Origin of the sequence: Janthinobacterium sp. BJB446, from assembly GCF_002735655.1 — a bacterium.
GTDB classification, from domain to species: domain Bacteria; phylum Pseudomonadota; class Gammaproteobacteria; order Burkholderiales; family Burkholderiaceae_D; genus Janthinobacterium; species Janthinobacterium lividum.
Genome location: NZ_PDZK01000002.1, coordinates 628,835 through 647,467 on the forward strand (window position 1 = coordinate 628,835; position 18,633 = coordinate 647,467).

The window sequence follows — 18,633 nt, forward strand, 5'->3', positions numbered from 1 at the left end:
TAAGCAGAAAGATATACCCGCAAGCAGATCGTTGAGCAGTTCGCGGCCGAAGCCAAGTTGAGCACAGCAGATCCCAGCACCTACTACCAACTGATCAACGCGAAGTTAGGTTAGATGTTGGGCGGATAGCTAGCCTGCATGCCCATGTTAGCTTGCTTCAGGAAGAGCGCACATCCCTTGTACTACGAAGTTTTAGACAGCAACATGGCGACCTCCAACAACCCAAGTCATGGCATCCCGTTTTCTTTAAAAGTAATAAAAATTTTTGATTTCAGATACTTAAGGGTTTTTCCATAAAGTTATTTTTGCATTTTTAATCATACCCAACTTCTCAGGTAGAAGGAATGCGGTCACTAGCTGAAACTGTGCAGTCGAAAAATCTACAAAATGTGAAACTCACGTAAAGCCAGGCCGGTACAAATCAATGCCAGGAAAAATATCACGACACTCATAGTTCGTGTTGTTCGCTGCAGTCGGTCCTTTTCCGCAGCATGGTTGTCTCGGAGTAAATCAATCTGCGCCAGAAGCGAGGGTAATTGCTTTTCTAGCTCCATGCCCTTATGCGCCAATAAGTTGAGTTTTGCACTCGCGTCAGTCTGTCCTTGTATGAGCGTGTGGACTGAATCCATTGCTTCGTTGATCTTCGTGGAGTGAGTCTCCGCTAATGCTAATTGTTCTGCAATACGAACTCTGGCATTGCCGGTCAGCTTTTCGACCGCGCGCGTTCGCGCGTCAAAGGATGCCGCAATCTCAGTAACATCTCCGACGCGATGCTCGAGATTTTGAAGTGCCCTAAGGTTGCCTGCTGATTGTTCGGTGGCTTGGCGAGTCGCTTCCTCGAATCTATTGTCTATGTTTTTTATGCTACACGAAACAAACTCTGAGAGTTTGTCTACATCAAGACGCAACGCTATTGCAGCCTCAGTGTTTGCGTCAATTCTTCCTTGTGTTTCGCGCGACGCGTCGAGGATTGCGCTGAACATCGCTTTTGCGGCTTTTGCGACATTCTTTCCATTTTCAGAGAGCACATGAATTCGGCCATCACTATCTTTCACGCCTTCATTAACCTGGCGCTCGAATTCTGCGATGACGCTTGTGAGGTAAGCGAAGCCTAAGGTATTCAGACCAATGATTTCCTGGTTCAGTTTAACCAGCAAGTCATTAATTTCGCCTTGTGACCGTGCAGTGGAGATAAGGTCATCTCTGCTACTAGAAACAATGTTTTTCCACCATCCACGACTCTCGATCTCTGAGACCTCGAGACCGGCCTTCTTGGCGGTATCCTCTAATTTCTTTATCAGGCTGAAGATGCGTGATGCTTGTTCTTGTGGCGATGCTGTTTTCGTCGGTAATAGTTGAATTAGTGCGGTCATTGATTGAAAGAGTTCAAAAGTTGCTGAAGGCCGCTGACTTCGGCGTCGTACTCGTTCATCGACTTATCGAGTGTGCCACGGCGGACGTCACGTTCGGCCGAGTGAGTTTCGATGCGCTTATGCATCTCTGTGTGAGTAGCTGTAATTAATTGGGCAGAGGTTTCAATCATGAAACATGTGCGGCGCATTTTCAGCAGTGTCACCTGATTACCCCGGTGTACATCGGCGAACTGCTTATTTCTGAATGCAAGGCTTGCTTTGAGATGATCGAATGCCAGCAGAAGGATAATCGTGCCGACACTCACAAGAGCGCCAGACAATACGGTTGCAAGTGTTTCGGCAAACGGGGCGAGAGGAGGCAACGACAGCAGCATCTTGGCAATTGCTTCTTCAGCGCCGATACCGATGACTGTGGTTGCGGCTCCGCCAACAATGGCCAACACATCGCGCGCAATATCAGACCGCGTCATGCCAGGTTCGGGCGCAACCACGACTTTCACTGCACGCACGAGTGAGACGATGACTTCGCGAATAATCGTCACAACGTTGCGTACAGTGGTGACGAATGAATTGATGAGGAACGTCGCGAGATTTGAGAGCAAACCAGATACCGCTGCAGCAAGCCCCTCCTTGAGGAACTCCGCCCACCGTGTTTTCATTTCTTCAACGATGGCTCTTGCACGCGCGCTCAATATAGACATTATCTTGTCGACGTCCCGTAATCCGTCTTTCGTAAGCTGACGGATATCTGCCACTATGCCTTTCAACAGACTGCGCAACGCAAGCCCTACAATTTGCCGCAACGCCACTTTTCCCGCTTCTAGTCCGCCTTGCACCGCCAGATCTTGCGCATTCTTCTTAAGTGCGGCTAGGCGTTGTGCGCTGTTGACGGCTTCACGAGCTGTTTTGTCCACCGCATTCATCGCTTGTCGATCGACATCAAAGGCTTCGGCGTTTTGTAAGCTCTTCTCTTTTCTGCTGGGTTTGTTCGCCCATTCTTCGAGAGTAAGATCACCCTTTGACTGGTTCATACCACTATCAGTCCATACGATATTTGCGTCTTGATTGGCAATCTCGACACGCTCTTCGCGTGTTTGCGCAAAGTGCCCCTTCGCAGAGCGTTCGATTTCCGATGCGGACACTACGTGATCTTGTTGCGCTTGACCGTTGCGGGGCAACTCTTTGCCTGTGTATGCATCCACCACTGGCTCAGGATTTTGGAAGCGTTCCTTGCGGGCTCCCTTTTTCTTGCGCTCTGCATCATAATCGGTACGATCAAATCTTTCCGTTTGAGCTTTTTCATAGTTCTGGCGGCGTAAAGCGTCTTCGGCATTTGCGGTGACGCCCTGCTCGAAGTTATGCAGCGTTGTAACGTTACCTCCATCGACGTCCTCTAGCAAATCTGCGGAAAGCCCGAAGGGACCGATGAGTGTGTTCAGCAGCGCCGCCTGGAGATCATCTAGCACTTTTTCATTATCTGGTGATGGTGGGCTAGATTCGATGATGCGAATGAGCCGTTCGGTCTCGTCATCGATCCATACCGTTTCATTTGCTGTCGCTTCTTTGCTCAACATGAGCTCCTCTAATGAATTTGTTAGACAGCGCTTAGTCAAAAACTTCGCGCTAGGCCCCGGATTCCGATCCTTCGCGTTGAGATCGCAAGAGATGGCACCGTTCATGTTTTCCAACAGGCCGAGTGCTCAAACTCTGCATGCGCAGCAGGGGCTCAGGGTGATTTCCATTGTTGAATCCTGGTTATATTCGAACTCAGCCACCGAGCAGAACGATAGCATTTTTTCCCGATGGAAAGTTCACCGAAACTAACAAGTGGAACATAGGAGCCGATGCGCGTCACGAACAAGGGTAACCAATGTTAATCTGAAGCGAAATCTAACCTACTTTACCGCATAATTTGCACACGAAATTGCCCCACGTATAAGACACAATCCTGCTCATGACATTGAGTGAGGAATTGGGGTGATCGACGTAGCATTACTAGGCATTATTCGGCGCTGGCACATTCGCGACAAGGCCAATCCTGCCAGCAAACGAACACATAGCTCATAAGCGTTTAAACCTTCTGATCGACCAGTGATTGGTCCCACAGCCGAGGCGTTTAAACCTTCTGACCGACTAGTGATTGGTCCCACAGCCGAGGCGTTTGCACCTTTTGACTTACCTTCTCGAACCCAGCGCTAATGCGCCGTTCAGGGGTGCCGGAGTGATTCTGTAGTAGGAAATGCGGTAGTTGCCGAATTGCATCAGTAGTCTGCTAAAGTATGTGTTTGACAACAAAACAACACCAACATGAATAGCTTCGAAAGCTGGATGCGGCAACAAGGCTTATCTGCATCGTCTGTAAAGAAATACGGTAGCGCGGTCAGTGGGCCTCTAACCGCATGGGCGAACGCAAACTCCATCCTGAGCGGTTCTCTTACCGACATTGAGGACTTATCAACATTTCAGCCGATCTCATCTGCGGTCCAAAAACTTCCTATCTTCATAGAAAGGAATAGCACAGGACACGGCATGTACAACGCTGCTTTGGTTAAGTTCGCAGAGTATTTGAAGCTCGGTAAGCTCAGCGTTACATCCGGCTCTATCGACAGGGAGACTCTCCCTCCTGATCTAATGCCTAACGACGCGTGGGACCAGACGGCTCGTCGCATGGTGAAGACCGCGCAGCAGACTACGAACTCGTCGAACGGCCAGAAGGTGCTGCAAACGGTAAAAAATAAAAACAATGCCTTTACATCACAGGATGATTTTAGCCAATACGTTGCAGATCTGATCGATCGCCAGAAATTTTGTTGTGCTATTAGTGGTCTACCGATTCACCCTGACAACTCACCTAGCGGTGACGATGAAATGAAAGCGTCTCTGGACCGCATTGGCAGCAGCGGCCACTATGAACCAGGCAATCTACAGGTGGTATGTAAATTTATTAATCGTTGGAAAAGTGCAGACCACAACGCACAGTTTCTAAGCTTAATGGGTGCGCTTCGCAACCATTGGCAATTTAATCAGGAACAGAAATAATATAAACGATTTATATCATATCCTCTATCACACGTTGGATATGGATCTCGCAGAGCGGCTCTTAAAGCTTCTAACGTAGCTCGCGCAACGCCGCACTCATGCGGGTCTTTGGCGCATACCCTAACGGGTGTGATGGGAAATGAGGTGGTTGCCCATCGAAAATTGCGGTCACAGCGTCTGTGGCATCGATGATGCGCGACGAAGTGAACAGGTCTTGGATTGTAGACTGACCGTTGCCGAGTCGTGAAAAACTGTTGATGGTAAAGGCTCATTAAACACGCGAGAGCCTACATCATGAATGCGAAGATTACGTCAACCGAGCTGCCGAAGACAACGAACGACCACAAGTCAACAATGCCATCAAACGCGACCACTGTCTCGCAAACAGCTACGGCTGGTGCTTCAATCAGCGTGACTGGACCGATTAAAAACGCCGCTACGCCGATTTCATCGATACCGACGGCGGATACGACGGGGAATGAAGGAAAACTCGATACAGGCACCTCATCTTCGGTCAAAGCCGAAAAGACCCCGAAGGCACAGACGAAGATGGAAATCGCCTCTGCCATCTACCTTCGTACGTCGAAGCAGAAAAATATGTCACGCAAGCAGATCGTTGAACAGTTCGTGGCCGAAGCCAAGTTGAGCGCCGCAGGTGCCAGCACCTACTACCAACTGATCAAAGCGAAGCTAGGTTGATCAAACGGTCCTCGGGCGTGGACAATCGCTAGATAAGGTCAAGGCCACTTTCGAAATACTGCTTGAAGGTCATGCCATTATCGAGCTTCCAGTTGTCTCGCCCGTTGATCGAGTATCCAGTGACGATTCCGGCCGCTTGCGATGCGGTCTTGAACATATGGTCTCGCTTAAAGATCATCTTCTCGTTTGAGCTTTCAAGTACTCCAGATGCAATCAGCATCTGCCTCAATGCGACAGCCCCGCCGGTAAGACTCGAAGCCGGCGTCAGGGCCGCGTCTGAGCCTTCCAAGACGACCATGCCCTCTTCCGTCCAAACAGCTTTGGCGTGTAGTCCGCTAACTCTAAGATGAAAAATAGAAGACGGCTCAAGAACTTTGGCAGCAGGCGTAGGGCTGTTCTGAACCACCGCAGTAATTTGCGCGTCTATAGCGTTTCTGCGGACGACAAGGGGATCTAGAAGGCGATGCCCTAGGACCCCAAGGAGCGTCTTTGCAAAAGCCAAAAACTCCTCCATCGCATCCCGATCAGCTCTTGGTAAAGCCGGAAGTGCCGGTGCCTGGTTATTCTCAAGTTGATAGCGTTTTGCTTCACCTGCCATCGACACCAGCCGTGCCTCCAAGTAGCGCACATGTGCCTTTGTAAGGTTTTCGTCTTTGCTACTGAAACTCACCAACTCCGACCAAAACTCCTTCCCTGACAGGTGGCTGTGCAAGCGATCAGCGAGCACCTCAGCTTCGCCGATATATGCGATTTCGGCCCCAGTCTCATCATTCACACCGAACAAAATATAAACCCCGGGACGTTGGATCTCGGGCCACTCGCGTAATTCGCTGAAAAGTGAGCGAGGACATGCAAGAGCTTGACCAGTCCAGTTTGCTATTTCGGCGTGACGAATACCGGCCACCGTGTCGTTCGGAAGGTAGATCCTTATGCTTTTTCCCATTTGTCCACCCTAGCTTGAAGTGCTAGAACAATAGCAGAACACGGCACAGAGGTTCCATGAGAAAAACAACCCTTAGCAATTGCACTACAACAATGTAGTACTAAGTGGCATTTTTCGTCAGTTCAGACGTCGGCTGCCTTCGTCCCTCGGCAAGCATCTTCGTTAACCACTGTCCCATGAAATTGTTCAGTTCCGCTTTTGCAAGTGGGCTGAAGGCCATCAGTTCCGGGCAGAACACTTTTCGAGAACCGAAGCAATCAGAGTACGTCAGTACGCCGACCGTTTCGGCCAGCAAATACACTTCGATGGTCATGTCAGGGTCAGGTATCGCAGCACCATGCAGGCGTTCAAGATAGTGGCTCATGCGAAGTACCAAGCGATGCTTGTGGCGCTCGATCACGTCTACATTCACATCTGTATGCCCTAATACCGCGAGTTTAGCTGGCCCGCTCATGTCATGCAGGCCAGGGAGAAGTTGAAGCAGCTTGATATAGTTTTGTTGGTAGAGTTCCATGCCGATTCCGCGTTTTTTCAATGCGAGAACCATCCATGGAAAACCGGAAACAGACAACGCAGTCCGGGTAAGCACTGCCGACGAGCCAACGATGTAAAAATGCATGAAGTTACCATTTAAATAAGTTTCTATCTTCCCAGCATCGGACCACGTTCGGAAAAATGGGCTACCGACACGCCTGGTTCAAACGGTTGGAGATTTCGCATCGCCATAGCCAGCGACATAGTTGATAATTCGCGTTCCTTCTTAACAAGTCACTGCGAGCTTTATGAATCTCGAGCAAAGAACGGTCTGGCAGCAGGCTGCAGGCGATACCAATAGAAATTATGTCAATATTTGCCTCGAATGGGACGTCATTCTCAACGGACCGGGGTATGCAGGCGCGATGCCACAAGCCGCCGAAAAGTTGAAGGCAGATGGTTGGACGCCAAGAAAGATTACAGATCTGAAGCGGTTCTCAAGCACGATGGCGCCCGGCGATATTGTGGTACTTCGTCTTGGGACGAGCGAAGTGCATGGAGTAGGTGAAGTTATTGGCCCATATGAATGGCACGACGAGTTCGGGGACATTGATGGTTGGGATCTCCAACATGTTCGTCGAGTTAAATGGCATTGGAAGCCAGAAAATGGCCCTAAGCGCTTCGATGCCTATGCGATGAATCAGGGCGATACAACGCAACGCCTTTCGAATGGCCCAGTGATCGACTGGCTTAAAACGCTTGATATTTATACAAATTTTCAGGCAACAAAGCCAGTCGCGGTGCTACCTCAGCAAGAAGACAGAGAAATCGCGCTTCCTGAAATTTCCTCGTTCTTGTTCGACCACGGCGTTGCAAGCTCATCGATTACGAGTTTGCTAAATGAAATAGGCGAACTGACACGAATTGGAAAATGGTATAAGCGCTCCCAGAAGCCTTCAGAACATGAAACCGTGGCTTATCTCGTTGTACCACTGTTGCGAGCGCTTGGTTGGACGCCGCAGCGCATGGCGGTCGAGTGGAATCGTGTGGACCTTGCACTGTTCGAGCGCTTGCCACGAAAAGACAGCAATCTGTGTGCTGTTGTCGAAGCAAAGAAAATGGACGATTCTTGCCTCATGGCAATGTCCCAGGCCCTTCGATATGCGGAGACAAGAACAGACTGCCATCGCCTAATTGTGACCGATGGACTTCGCTATGGGGTTTATACGCGTCCCGGTGAAGGCGCGTTTAATTTGTATGCATACTTTAACCTCGTACGACTGCGTAAGGACTATCCCGCGTATCGATGCATGGGGGCGCGCGAAGCTCTACTTGCCTTAGCTCCGGAATGGAAGCCAGGCGCCGAGCTCAGCACTATTGAACCTATCATCCAAGCAGCATAGTCGAACAGTGCAGTCCGCTAAAGTTTCTCGCTTCCGTCATTGCAAACAGACCGTTGCTGGCGGATGACAACCATCATCGAAATCTGCACGAACGACGGCTTCCCGGCTAATCATGCCGCTTAGCGCAGAAGATCAGATGGCCAGGTCCACCACCAACCAACCAACCGGATTTTTCGACCAGCCATCACCGCGTATCAGCAGCTTTTTCGACTCGATGTGGGGTCGAAAATGTGATGGCGCGTAACTTGTTGATTAAGGTGGTGTTTTGGTGTGATCGCAGACTCATGCGCTTCGAAGCCGCATGAACAGCGGCTCTTGACGAGGTGGAGGGGCTTGGGAAGCTTCTGCTCTACCATTGAGCTACACCCGCGAAGCCTGCATTTTACGCGGCTTTCACCCCGGTTGGCAACGTTGCGGTCCGTGGCGATGAGGGGAAATGAAATGGGCATTTTCGCCGAACTGCGATCCAGATCGCAGTTCCCTTACACTTTTTCCCATTGACAGTACTCTGCATATAATGAGATGCAAAAAAATACCGGTACATAGTTAAATCAACAAGGTATCACTTGAAATAATAGAGTAAGGATTCCCTCTGATATTTTTCGCTATCAATGTCAGCTTTTTTCATCGCTGCGTACCAAAGTTTTGCCATTTCTTTTTGCCCAAGATCATTGACGCTGCATTGATCAGTACGATACTCTCCGGCAAGCGTACCAATGTCAGGACCAGGGAAACGATTAATTAAAGGTTCTTGCCGTATGGAGATTGTAGGATCACCAGCGGCTCGATGACAATGGGCACTCAGCCCAATAACCCATTTCTCCACTTTTGCACTCAGGCTTATCGATTTAACTGTGCCTTGAACTTCACGGCTGTAATTGGCGTTCGGATTATTTTCCATCAACGCTCCTTGCCATAAAGCAAAATCGAATTTTATTTTTTTAGAATTTGCCAAATCAATCGCAGACTTTAATTTTTTAGACGCCTCGTCATCCATTAAATTTTCATCTGACCCTGTCGCATTGACCAGCATAAAAACAACCCGATTTGCCATACCCGTTTTAAGTATTTCTTCTCCCAATGGAAGAATATTTCCCATATTTTCACAAGTAGCCTTGGCAGATTTCATTCCGGCGGGAATCTCGTTCCCGCCTTCATCGATTTCATATACCCCCTCAACCTCGTTAAAATATTTCCCCTCACACACTGCAGAAGCATTTTCCTGGACTGCGAGTATATACATATCGCGAGCATGCGTGAATGTTGAGCAAAGCATCAAGAGTGCCGCAGTAAATGACTTAGCAACCGATAACATAGCGACTCCATTTTTTTAATATCTTCTTGAGCACAAAAACGACGGCTATAGAAACAACAACAACAACACCAACTTCAGCGAAAAATCTCAAAACCTGGTTACCAAAATCAATATCTCTTGCTCCTCTGCGAAATATGGCTTCCATGATTCCGTGGATGAAGAACAACCCGAAGCTTATCTTAGCAAAATATCCAAGAGTATTATTTTTATGCTCCATGAAACGCTCAAAGAGAAGGAAAATTGCGATCAGCAACGCCAGCTTACCCGCCATAATATAGTTAAAGGTTCCAAGACCGCTAAAGAAACTTGGTGGCAAACTTTTAAATCCAGGAAACAAAAGACCCAACACCACAAAAACAACCAAAGAAATTGCAATAATTTTTCCCTTGGTTGAATTTTTCCATCCATCAATAACAAAAGCATCTTTTGCAGCAATGATACCCAATAAGTAAACCCCAAGAAAATGCAAAAAAGACAGTAACGGATTGGTATTGTGTGTTGTTCGCGAGGAAAACATGGAAAAAATCAAAGCGCAGGCAGTAAGAACGTAGATAAGTTTCGTCTTTGATAAAATTCTAAAAATTGGTGTCATCAGGAAGAAAAGTACAATCATGGGTATAAACCACATAGGAGCGACGGCAATACCTCCCGAGAGCAATGACCAAAGCACAAATTTTATCGGTGTCAAACCGTAGAGTATGTGTTGCGAAGAGTATATCCAGAATGCTATTGGAAGAATCGATAGAATCAAATATGGCAATACAACATACATAGCCTTCTTTGACAAATAATTCATATAATTGAATTTATTTACCTCAAGATAATAAAATAAATATCCAGAAATGAAAACAAACCAATTTGTCGCATCAGCGAAAATATAATAATAGAAATCCCCAAACCTCCCCATCTGCTGAATCGAAGCGATATGAGAAAACATTACAAAAATAATTGCGACACCCCGAAAATTCTCCAAGGAATATCTGAACTTCGAATTCATTTTAAATCCAATCTTCTATCTAGGAATAGCACTTACTGATTCAAGCCACATCGATGCCATCTTCTCCTGCCCCTTCTGATTCAAATGACAAGTATCATATCTATATTCATTACCTAATAAATTAGTATTAGGTCCTGGATAGCGATTCAGTTGTGGAGCATTACCAACTAAAATTTGGGCAGACTCAATACCGCTATCATATGTGCCAGAGCAACGAGAATGAACAGCAATCAGCCAGCGCTTGATTTTTACTTTACTGTTTACGTAGTCCAATACCGAGCGCAGACGCTCGGCATATACGGTCTTGTCCGTACCGGCGTTTGATGAGCCTTGATGCCAAAATGCAAAGTCAAAACTTAACCCTTGTGCTTGCATTAAAGTAATGGCATTTGTTAACTTGCCAAACGCGGCACCACCTACCTGCCAGTCTTCCACCCTACTTCCAGCCACCCCGATTGGCATAAATACCACCTTTCGAGCAATACCTGCTTCAATCAATTTTTTTCCAAGAGGCATCCACATCGCCCCCTTGCCGCAATCTGCCCATTCAAACGGATCGCGTGCAGCCTTCAGTGATCCATCTTTACCTATTTGAAATACGTTATCGACAGCACCATAAACATATTCGTTGCAATTCGACGATATCGATTGTCCGATGATCAAAATTTTCATCTCTTCCAATGGCACATTTACTATCGGCGTAATAGGAGCGATGGGGGCAGGGTTGCCTGCTCCGCCACCACCACATGCCGTCAATATTAAAGCGGAGAAGAAAACAATAAAAATCTTCATAAATTTAGTTATCTCACAAGAATTTATTGCGATAGCGCGCAATATTATATAGGTTGAACAACATATCTGCTTTTCCTGCAGAACTAGTAGAGATATGGCCACTACTTGCCTAGCCTCCTGCGCGCCCCGTTCCCGTTGCAGCATCATAAGTCCGGCATAGCTGCCAGACTGGCAGGTACACATCAAAACAATCACTTCTGCCGACGTACATAGAAAAATGCAGCATTTCACACGAACGGCGTGGCTATGGGTCAGATTGCCATCACATATATGGGGATGCGGCCACACGGCCGAGATTCCAGACGGCAAGCAAGCGGCCCCTTCGCATGTAAGTGAGAGACAGGCACACTTCTTGATCAAACATCCTTCCGTCCACTACTGTTTTGTAAACATTGTTACTAGACACGCCTCGTCAGCGACTCTTCCGGGCTACGCTCTGCTTGCTCTTATTCGCTGATGAAATCTGCAGCAGCTGCTTGCTCTTGCCGGCCCCCCGCCACGTCCGAACGAAATCATCCTCTTGATTGCCCAACTGAGCAGCTTCTTTGTTCGAAAAATGATGGGGAGTGTGGCGTCAAGGCAACTTGGTGCGAATTGTGGATCGCGTTATAACCACAACCATGACCTAGAGGTAGTACGCGAGGAAGGCGGTAGAATTGTGTACAGCGCAACAATTTTACGCCGCATGGCAAGGACTTGGCAACTTTTGAAGCAACAAGTCAATACCCCAGTTAGCCAGGACATCCATGCACAAAAAGCATCGATTCTGTTTACGCAGAACAACGCCATGAGAACTAAGAGGAAAAAAAGCTTTAATATTGGTCTAAAATACAGTGAATTCTCGGCACCGCAGACTGTACTGCGCAGACTGCCATGAAAAATGTTGTTACAATCATGTGACAGTCTAGCATTTCCGCTGTTCAACCTAAAAGGGTATCTCATGAAGAAAATTCTGATCGCTTCTGCAATCCTGTGCTTCGCTTCCGCGCAAGCAATGGCTCAATCGACACCGGCTCCTGCACCAGCAGCAGCACCAGCAGCTGGCGCCGCTGCAGGCACCACCGTTGCTGGCCTGAGCGTCAGCACCATGATCGCAATCGGCGCAGCAGTTGCCGTTGTGGCCGGTGCAGCAAGCTCGGATTCGACCACCGCGCACACCACCCCAACCCACCATTAATACCTGGCTGCCCAGGCAGCGACAGGTAGGCCCATCCTGCAGCTTGATGTAGAGCCGAAAGGTGAAGGCCTGGTACCGCAATAGTTGACATACTAAAATATGTCAACTATTGCAATAAGAGCCCTTTTCATTTGAAAACGGGCTTTTTTACTTTTTATCAAACATCAAAAAGATTGGCACCAGTCTTTCTGTTGTAGACGAATGATGTCATATCGTATGGTCATGCCTGCGATCCTCATCTATTCATTGAGAGATCCGCCTTTATGTCAGTCAAATATCCTGCGCCATTGCTTCAGTTGCCATGAAGAACCAGCCCTTCTTCAAGCGCATGGGATTTGCCCTACAAGGCATAGGCGCGGCCTTCCGCATGGAATCGAGCTTCCGCCTGCAGTGTCTGGCTGCCCTGATGGTGCTCGCCGTACTCTGTTGGTACCAACCACCCTTGATGTGGTGGGCCCTGCTATTGCTCAATTGCGGCCTGGTCCTGGCTGCGGAATTGTTCAACACCGCACTGGAGCATCTGATTGATCACCTCCACCCATCCCTACATCCCAGCATCAAGATTGCCAAGGACTGCGCTGCAGGTGCAGTGTTGCTCCTCAGCATGACGGCCATATGCGTGTTTGTTGCTTTTTTGCTTGAAAACGTTGTGCGCTAGTAAGAATACAGGGGCGGCAAACTACAATACAAGACGAACGAAAGTGCGTGCCCAATAGAGTCGAGAGAAAATACAAAGATTCTTGTAATTTATTAAAATACTGCCCCTGCTTACAATATTGACTTTTTTTCCAGCACGTATGTCCACCTCCCTACATAAGAGTACGGCAAGCCGGATGAGCCTCAAGATATGCCAACTGACCAATTATTCGACACCGTCCAATATTATATTTACATTGATGCATAAATGACTACTCCCCTCGTACCAGTGATTCTTTGCGGAGGTTCCGGCACACGCTTATGGCCGCTTTCACGCGAGGTGTTCCCAAAGCAGTTTCTGCGCTTGTCCACTCAAGGCAGCATGCTGCAACAAACGCTGCAGCGCCTGGATCGTGGTCGCGGGCACGGTCCAGATCACCAATGGCGACAAGGAATATTTGCTGACCGAAAACCAGTCCACCTATATCCCGCTCGGCGTCGTCCATTCTCTGGCCAACCCGGGCAAGCTACCACTGGAATTGATTGAAATTCAATCGGGTAGCTACCTTGGGAAGACGATATTGTCCGCGTTGAAGACCGCTACGGGCGCGCTTGACCGAGCAGATACGTCATCCCAACACATGCGGCACCGCAAGAATTCACACTGAAGTTTATAAGGTTTAGCAAGTCATCATGAAACCAATCGAAGGCATCTTTATACAAGAAGTAAAATGGTATTGCAGCAGTAGGGCAGAAAAATATTTTCTCACCTTTGCCGATGCCGTTGCCATGTTCATGGCATTCTGGTTTGCTGGCAAGTGGACGCTCGATGCCAGCGACTTGAACAGCTTCGGACTGGATAGCTCCCGCCTGCTCAGTTACAGCCTGCTATCCGTGGTAACCCTAGCGATCTTCAAGCTGAAGGGCCATCATGCCAAACGCCGTCCGTACTCGAATGAAATCAAGGAACTACTGAAGATTGCCATGGTTATGGGCCTGATCGATGCGGCCCTGGTCTTCCTCGACAAGCGCGACTCTTCGCGCGAGGCACTGTTGGCCACCTGGCTGCTGGTGCCATGCTGTGTCTTGCTGCTGCGCGGCATGGTCAAATACTTGCTGATGAAAGCGGGCGGCTGGATACGCCCCATGGTCATCATCGGATGGGGTGACAATGCCTTGCAAACCGCACGCGCCTTCGATGAAGAAGCCTTGATGGGCTATCGCCTGATTGCGTTCCTGATACCGGAAGGCCAAGACCGCCTGAAACATCACTATGTAAACCGCAGCAAGCAAGCGGTGCCCTTCATTTCGCTGGGCGAGAACCCGGAGCAAACGCTCAAGCTGCTGGGCAACCCGCATACGGTTGTCGCCCTCGAGCAAGGCGGCATCGATGCCTATCAGGGCATGATCCAGCAAGTCAGCCGTTGCGTTGCCAATATGCAAGTGGTACCTGCCGTACGCGGCTTGCCCCTGTACGGCATGGAGGTGAACCATTTCTTTGCACATGAAGTGCTGCTGCTGACCATGCGCAACAACCTGGCGCGGCCAGGCTTGCAACTGATTAAGCGCTGCTTTGATCTGGCGGCCTCGATCTGCGTGCTGATCGTCGGCGCCCCCGTTTTGCTGTGGATTGCGGCCAAGGTCATGGCATCGGGCCGTCCCATCTTCTACGGCCACAAACGCGTGGGCCAGAATGGCAAGCATTTTCTCTGCTACAAGTTCCGCACCATGGCCGTGAACGCCGATGTCTTGCTCAAGGAGCTACTCGAGCGCGATCCTGAAGCCCGTGCCGAATGGGACCGTGATTTCAAACTGAAGAATGACCCGCGCATCACCTCGATCGGCCACTTTCTGCGCCGGACCAGCCTCGATGAATTGCCGCAGCTATGGAATGTGCTGAAAGGCGAAATGAGCCTGGTCGGGCCGCGCCCGGTTGTCGATGCGGAACTGGAACGTTATGGTCCCCAGGTAGACTATTACCTGGAAGCGAAACCCGGGGTCACGGGCCTATGGCAAGTCAGCGGCAGGAACGACGTCAGCTATGATACGCGCGTTTATCTGGACGCCTGGTATGTCAAGAACTGGTCTTTGTTCAATGACATTGTCATACTACTGAAAACGGTTAAAGTCATTTTCAAGAAAGATGGCGCATATTAGTAACGTTATTAAGATAATAGTTGCATTTAAGAATATTTAATTGCCCTCGCGCTCAAGACAATTTATCGAGGGGGCATTGTGGCAATGTTCCAGAAAAAGGATAACAGCATGATTTTAGTGACTGGCGGCGCCGGCTTCATCGGTTCCAATTTTGTACGCGACTGGCTGGCGCTCAACGATGAGCCCGTGATCAATTTTGACAAACTGACCTATGCTGGCAATCTCAGCAATCTGGCAAGCCTGGAGCAAGACCCCCGGCATATCTTTGTACGCGGCGATATTTGCGACACCGCCCACATCTCCCGCCTGCTGGCAGAACACCAGCCACGCGCCATCGTGCATTTTGCCGCAGAGAGTCATGTCGATCGTTCGATTCATAGCCCCGGCGAATTCATTTCGACCAACGTCAACGGTACCTTCAGCCTGCTCGAAGCGGCGCGCGCCTACTGGTCTGGCCTGACAGGCGAAGCCAAGGATGGCTTCCGCTTCCTGCACGTCTCGACCGACGAGGTGTATGGCACCCTGGGACCGAATGACCCGCCATTCACGGAAACAACGCCATATGCGCCCAACAGCCCCTACTCGGCATCGAAAGCGGCGTCCGATCATCTGGTGCGCGCCTATTTCCATACCTACGGCATGCCGGTGCTCACCACCAACTGCTCGAACAACTATGGCTCCTTCCATTTCCCGGAAAAACTGATTCCGCTCATCATCAGCAATGCCCGTGCCGGCAAAGCCTTGCCTATCTATGGCGATGGCATGCAAGTGCGCGACTGGCTGTACGTGGGCGACCATTGCTCGGCGATTCGCCGCGTGCTCGAGGCGGGACGCCTGGGCGAGGTCTACAATGTGGGCGGCTGGAATGAAATGGCCAACCTGGAAGTCGTGCACACCCTGTGCGATATCCTCGACACGCTCGATCCCAAGACATCCGGCAGCTATCGCGAACAAATCACCTACGTACAGGATCGTCCAGGCCATGACCGCCGCTACGCCATTGATGCGCGCAAGATCGAGCGCGAACTGGGCTGGAAGCCGGCCGAAACCTTCGCTACCGGCATCCGCAAGACCGTCCAGTGGTACCTGGACAACCAGGCCTGGGTACGCGATGTCCAGTCGGGCGACTACCTGAAGTGGGTAGAGAAAAACTACGCTGCACGCGACACGGCCCAGGAGCAGCAATAATGACGACAACCATCGAACGCAAGGGCATCATCCTGGCCGGCGGTTCCGGCACGCGCCTGTATCCCGTCACCATGGCCGTATCGAAGCAACTGCTCCCGGTATATGACAAGCCGATGATCTACTATCCGCTGACCACCCTGATGCTGGCCGGCATACGCGACATCCTGATCATTTCCACCCCACAAGATACACCGCGCTTCCAGGAGTTGCTGAGCGATGGCAGCCAGTGGGGTATCAGCCTGACCTATGCCGTTCAGCCCAGCCCGGATGGCCTGGCACAGGCGTTCATCATCGGCAAAGAGTTTGTCGGCGATGCACCATCGGCGCTGATTCTGGGCGACAACATCTATTACGGTCACGACTTTGAATCGCAGTTACGCGAAGCCTCGGCACGCACCAGCGGCTCGACCGTGTTCGCCTATCACGTGCACGATCCGGAACGCTATGGCGTGGTCGATTTCGATGACCAGCGCCGTGCTGTCAGCATCGAGGAAAAACCACTCAAGCCAAAATCGAACTACGCCGTCACGGGCCTGTACTTCTACGATAGTCAAGTGTGTGGAATTGCCGCAGGTATCGCGCCCTCAGCACGCGGCGAACTGGAAATCACCGATGTGAATCGGGTTTATCTGGAGCGCGGTGAACTCAATGTGGAATTGATGGGACGTGGCATGGCCTGGCTCGACACCGGCACGCATGAGTCCCTGCTGGAAGCTGGCCAATTCATCGCCACCATCGAAAATCGCCAAGGCTTGAAAGTTGCCTGCCCAGAAGAAATCGCCTACCGCAAGGGGTATATTGATGCAGCCAAGCTGGAGCAACTGGCGCAGCCATTGAAAAAAAACGCTTATGGCCAGTATCTGCTGCGTCTCCTCGAAGAAAAAATATACTAAAGCCTGAACGGCTCATTTCATACCATGCAAATTCAAACGACAGCAATACCTGATGTTCTGATTATCGAACCAACCGTATTTGGCGATGATCGCGGTTTTTTTTATGAAAGCTTTAATCAAAAGCGCTTCGCCGAGCTGACTGGCGTCACGCGCGATTTCGTGCAGGACAACCATTCCAAGTCGGCAAAGGGTGTGTTGCGCGGCCTGCACTACCAGATCCAGCAAGCGCAAGGAAAACTCGTGCGCGTCACCGCTGGCGAAGTGTTCGACGTTGCCGTCGATTTGCGCAAAAGCTCCGCAACTTTCGGCCATTGGGTCGGCGTTACCTTGTCGGCTGCGAATAAGCGCCAACTGTGGGTTCCCGAAGGGTTTGCGCATGGCTTCGTGGTGACTAGCGACCATGCCGAGTTTCTCTACAAGACAACAGACTACTGGGCACCGGAGTTTGAGCGCAGCATCCTGTGGAATGATCCGGCGATCGGCATCGACTGGCCTCTGGATGGCGAACCGCTGCTGTCTGGTAAAGACAAAGTGGGCACGCTGCTGGCGAACGCCGACGTCTTCGCCTGATCCTTATCGACCAATCTGTCCAACTGGAATCAATCTACCTCATGAGCCGCATTTTAATCACAGGAAAAACCGGCCAGGTCGGCTACGAACTGGAACGCAGCCTGCAGGGCTTGGGCGAGATCATCGCCGTTGACCGCAGTCAAATGGATCTTGCTGACCTGGACCAGGTGCGCGATGTCATCCGCCGCGTCAAGCCGACCCTGATCGTCAACCCGGCAGCTTATACAGCGGTCGACAAGGCCGAAAGCGAGCCGGAACTGGCCTTGCGCATCAATGGTGAAGCACCCGGTGTCATGGCAGAGGAAGCCAAGAAACTGGGCGCTGCAATGATCCATTACAGCACCGACTACGTTTTTGATGGTAGCAAGGATGGCGCGTATGTCGAAACCGATCCGACCTGCCCGGTCAATGTCTACGGCAGCAGCAAACTGGCTGGCGAACAAGCCATCCAGGCGGCCGGCATCCCTCATCTGATCCTGCGCACCAGCTGGGTCTATAGCACGCACGGCAAGAATTTCTTGCTGACCATGCGCCGCCTGGCGCAAGAACGTGAAGAGCTAGGCATCGTTTCCGATCAATACGGCGCGCCAACATGGAGCCGCACCATTGCCGACACCACTGCGCATATCGTTGCGCAAAGCTTGGCCGCAGCGGACCAACGGACATGGTGGGATGAACGCTCAGGTTTGTATCATTTGACGGCACAGGGAAAAACTAGCTGGTTTGGCTTTACTGAGGCAATCATGGCACATCCTTCCGTCGTTAAAAAGCCAAAGCTCAAACCAATACTGGCGCAAGATTACCCGGTACCCGCCAAACGGCCGTCAAACTCCGTCCTGTCGTCACAGCGCTTGATCGATACTTTCTGCAATTTGCCACAATGGCAAACCGCATTGAAACTCTGCCAGGAATGAATTTATTCAAGCCCCGTTAATATTTAAAAAAGCTGCCATACACGAATAGTGTACGGCAGCTTT

General features: G+C 50.2%; 18 protein-coding genes and 2 pseudogenes. 13 read left to right on the top strand and 7 right to left on the bottom strand.

Translation table 11 applies throughout. The annotated features are described in order from the left end of the window. Positions 1–380: 380 nt before the first annotated feature. Positions 381–1,373, bottom strand: coding sequence for a hypothetical protein (locus tag CSQ92_RS18555; protein ID WP_099395012.1), 993 nt, complete (start codon positions 1,371–1,373; stop codon positions 381–383). Next, a complete protein-coding gene (locus tag CSQ92_RS18560) occupies positions 1,370–2,947 on the bottom strand; it encodes a hypothetical protein (protein ID WP_143450393.1) in 1,578 nt (525 codons plus the stop codon). Before CSQ92_RS18560 ends, CSQ92_RS18555 begins: the two co-directional genes overlap by 4 nt. A 733-nt stretch (positions 2,948–3,680) precedes the next feature. On the opposite strand from CSQ92_RS18560, the gene CSQ92_RS18565 reads away from it, so the two are divergent. Together CSQ92_RS18565 and CSQ92_RS28835 are read left to right on the top strand one after the other, a co-directional pair. After that, complete coding sequence (locus CSQ92_RS18565; RefSeq protein WP_143450394.1) at positions 3,681–4,412, top strand: hypothetical protein; 732 nt, start codon at positions 3,681–3,683, stop codon at positions 4,410–4,412. Between the two features lie 294 nt (positions 4,413–4,706). Beyond that, the gene (locus CSQ92_RS28835; protein ID WP_143450395.1) at positions 4,707–5,111 is read left to right on the top strand and encodes a hypothetical protein; all 405 of its coding nucleotides are present in this window, start codon (positions 4,707–4,709) and stop codon (positions 5,109–5,111) included. A gap of 28 nt (positions 5,112–5,139) precedes the next feature. Here the strand turns inward: CSQ92_RS28835 and CSQ92_RS18570 are convergent, their stop codons facing one another. Then, a complete protein-coding gene (locus tag CSQ92_RS18570) occupies positions 5,140–6,054 on the bottom strand; it encodes a GIY-YIG nuclease family protein (RefSeq protein WP_099395015.1) in 915 nt (304 codons plus the stop codon). A gap of 100 nt (positions 6,055–6,154) precedes the next feature. Then, complete coding sequence (locus tag CSQ92_RS18575) at positions 6,155–6,673, bottom strand: DUF1249 domain-containing protein (RefSeq protein ID WP_099395016.1); 519 nt, start codon at positions 6,671–6,673, stop codon at positions 6,155–6,157. 163 nt (positions 6,674–6,836) lie between these two features. Between CSQ92_RS18575 and CSQ92_RS18580 the strand changes: the two genes are divergently transcribed. Beyond that, positions 6,837–7,931, top strand: a complete 1,095-nt coding sequence (locus CSQ92_RS18580) for a hypothetical protein (protein ID WP_099395017.1) — start codon at positions 6,837–6,839, stop codon at positions 7,929–7,931. Between the two features lie 562 nt (positions 7,932–8,493). Here CSQ92_RS18580 and CSQ92_RS28840 read toward each other — a convergent pair. From CSQ92_RS28840 to CSQ92_RS18590, 3 genes are read right to left on the bottom strand one after another with little or no spacing between them, the layout of a single operon-like run. After that, the gene (locus tag CSQ92_RS28840) at positions 8,494–9,246 is read right to left on the bottom strand and encodes a hypothetical protein (RefSeq protein WP_143450396.1); all 753 of its coding nucleotides are present in this window, start codon (positions 9,244–9,246) and stop codon (positions 8,494–8,496) included. Beyond that, a complete protein-coding gene (locus CSQ92_RS18585) occupies positions 9,230–10,243 on the bottom strand; it encodes an acyltransferase family protein (RefSeq protein ID WP_081345529.1) in 1,014 nt (337 codons plus the stop codon). Before CSQ92_RS18585 ends, CSQ92_RS28840 begins: the two co-directional genes overlap by 17 nt. A gap of 15 nt (positions 10,244–10,258) precedes the next feature. Continuing rightward, the gene (locus tag CSQ92_RS18590) at positions 10,259–11,035 is read right to left on the bottom strand and encodes a sialate O-acetylesterase (RefSeq protein ID WP_180277051.1); all 777 of its coding nucleotides are present in this window, start codon (positions 11,033–11,035) and stop codon (positions 10,259–10,261) included. 520 nt (positions 11,036–11,555) lie between these two features. Here CSQ92_RS18590 and CSQ92_RS28845 point away from each other — a divergent pair. From CSQ92_RS28845 to rfbD, 10 genes and pseudogenes are all read left to right on the top strand, one after another. After that, positions 11,556–11,912: a hypothetical protein gene (locus CSQ92_RS28845; RefSeq protein ID WP_143450398.1), complete on the top strand. Its 357-nt coding sequence runs from the start codon at positions 11,556–11,558 to the stop codon at positions 11,910–11,912. 63 nt (positions 11,913–11,975) lie between these two features. Next, complete coding sequence (locus CSQ92_RS28850) at positions 11,976–12,212, top strand: hypothetical protein (RefSeq protein ID WP_143450399.1); 237 nt, start codon at positions 11,976–11,978, stop codon at positions 12,210–12,212. Positions 12,213–12,513: 301 nt separating this feature from the next. Continuing rightward, the gene (locus CSQ92_RS18595; RefSeq protein ID WP_070254697.1) at positions 12,514–12,870 is read left to right on the top strand and encodes a diacylglycerol kinase; all 357 of its coding nucleotides are present in this window, start codon (positions 12,514–12,516) and stop codon (positions 12,868–12,870) included. Positions 12,871–13,116: 246 nt separating this feature from the next. Then, positions 13,117–13,200: pseudogene (locus CSQ92_RS29620) on the top strand (sugar phosphate nucleotidyltransferase); the annotation flags it as partial. Between the two features lie 43 nt (positions 13,201–13,243). Then, a pseudogene (locus CSQ92_RS18605) lies at positions 13,244–13,464 on the top strand (cupin domain-containing protein); the annotation flags it as partial. A 77-nt stretch (positions 13,465–13,541) separates the two neighbouring features. Further along, the gene (wbaP, locus tag CSQ92_RS18610; RefSeq protein WP_099395019.1) at positions 13,542–15,005 is read left to right on the top strand and encodes an undecaprenyl-phosphate galactose phosphotransferase WbaP; all 1,464 of its coding nucleotides are present in this window, start codon (positions 13,542–13,544) and stop codon (positions 15,003–15,005) included. 108 nt (positions 15,006–15,113) lie between these two features. Continuing rightward, a complete protein-coding gene (gene rfbB, locus CSQ92_RS18615; RefSeq protein ID WP_099395113.1) occupies positions 15,114–16,193 on the top strand; it encodes a dTDP-glucose 4,6-dehydratase in 1,080 nt (359 codons plus the stop codon). Further along, complete coding sequence (gene rfbA, locus CSQ92_RS18620; RefSeq protein ID WP_099395020.1) at positions 16,193–17,086, top strand: glucose-1-phosphate thymidylyltransferase RfbA; 894 nt, start codon at positions 16,193–16,195, stop codon at positions 17,084–17,086. The genes rfbB and rfbA overlap by 1 nt, the downstream gene beginning before the upstream one ends. A 24-nt stretch (positions 17,087–17,110) precedes the next feature. Next, a complete protein-coding gene (gene rfbC, locus CSQ92_RS18625; RefSeq protein ID WP_034745785.1) occupies positions 17,111–17,656 on the top strand; it encodes a dTDP-4-dehydrorhamnose 3,5-epimerase in 546 nt (181 codons plus the stop codon). A gap of 41 nt (positions 17,657–17,697) precedes the next feature. Next, on the top strand, positions 17,698–18,570 hold the full coding sequence (gene rfbD / locus CSQ92_RS18630; RefSeq protein WP_092607336.1) for a dTDP-4-dehydrorhamnose reductase: 873 nt from the start codon (positions 17,698–17,700) through the stop codon (positions 18,568–18,570). Positions 18,571–18,633 lie beyond the last annotated feature (63 nt).

Excerpts from the sequence above, each read along its gene's own strand:
- rfbD (WP_092607336.1), top strand. The coding sequence starts at position 17,698 with ATGAGCCGCATTTTAATCACAGGAAAAACCGGCCAGGTCGGCTACGAA.
- CSQ92_RS18555 (WP_099395012.1), bottom strand. The coding sequence starts at position 1,373 with ATGACCGCACTAATTCAACTATTACCGACGAAAACAGCATCGCCACAA.
- CSQ92_RS18570 (WP_099395015.1), bottom strand. The coding sequence starts at position 6,054 with ATGGGAAAAAGCATAAGGATCTACCTTCCGAACGACACGGTGGCCGGT.
- CSQ92_RS28850 (WP_143450399.1), top strand. The coding sequence starts at position 11,976 with ATGAAGAAAATTCTGATCGCTTCTGCAATCCTGTGCTTCGCTTCCGCG.
- CSQ92_RS18590 (WP_180277051.1), bottom strand. The coding sequence starts at position 11,035 with ATGAAGATTTTTATTGTTTTCTTCTCCGCTTTAATATTGACGGCATGT.
- CSQ92_RS18560 (WP_143450393.1), bottom strand. The coding sequence starts at position 2,947 with ATGTTGAGCAAAGAAGCGACAGCAAATGAAACGGTATGGATCGATGAC.
- CSQ92_RS18575 (WP_099395016.1), bottom strand. The coding sequence starts at position 6,673 with ATGCATTTTTACATCGTTGGCTCGTCGGCAGTGCTTACCCGGACTGCG.
- wbaP (WP_099395019.1), top strand. The coding sequence starts at position 13,542 with ATGAAACCAATCGAAGGCATCTTTATACAAGAAGTAAAATGGTATTGC.
- CSQ92_RS18585 (WP_081345529.1), bottom strand. The coding sequence starts at position 10,243 with ATGAATTCGAAGTTCAGATATTCCTTGGAGAATTTTCGGGGTGTCGCA.
- CSQ92_RS18580 (WP_099395017.1), top strand. The coding sequence starts at position 6,837 with ATGAATCTCGAGCAAAGAACGGTCTGGCAGCAGGCTGCAGGCGATACC.
- CSQ92_RS18565 (WP_143450394.1), top strand. The coding sequence starts at position 3,681 with ATGAATAGCTTCGAAAGCTGGATGCGGCAACAAGGCTTATCTGCATCG.
- rfbB (WP_099395113.1), top strand. The coding sequence starts at position 15,114 with ATGATTTTAGTGACTGGCGGCGCCGGCTTCATCGGTTCCAATTTTGTA.
- rfbA (WP_099395020.1), top strand. The coding sequence starts at position 16,193 with ATGACGACAACCATCGAACGCAAGGGCATCATCCTGGCCGGCGGTTCC.
- CSQ92_RS28835 (WP_143450395.1), top strand. The coding sequence starts at position 4,707 with ATGAATGCGAAGATTACGTCAACCGAGCTGCCGAAGACAACGAACGAC.
- rfbC (WP_034745785.1), top strand. The coding sequence starts at position 17,111 with ATGCAAATTCAAACGACAGCAATACCTGATGTTCTGATTATCGAACCA.
- CSQ92_RS28840 (WP_143450396.1), bottom strand. The coding sequence starts at position 9,246 with ATGTTATCGGTTGCTAAGTCATTTACTGCGGCACTCTTGATGCTTTGC.
- CSQ92_RS18595 (WP_070254697.1), top strand. The coding sequence starts at position 12,514 with ATGAAGAACCAGCCCTTCTTCAAGCGCATGGGATTTGCCCTACAAGGC.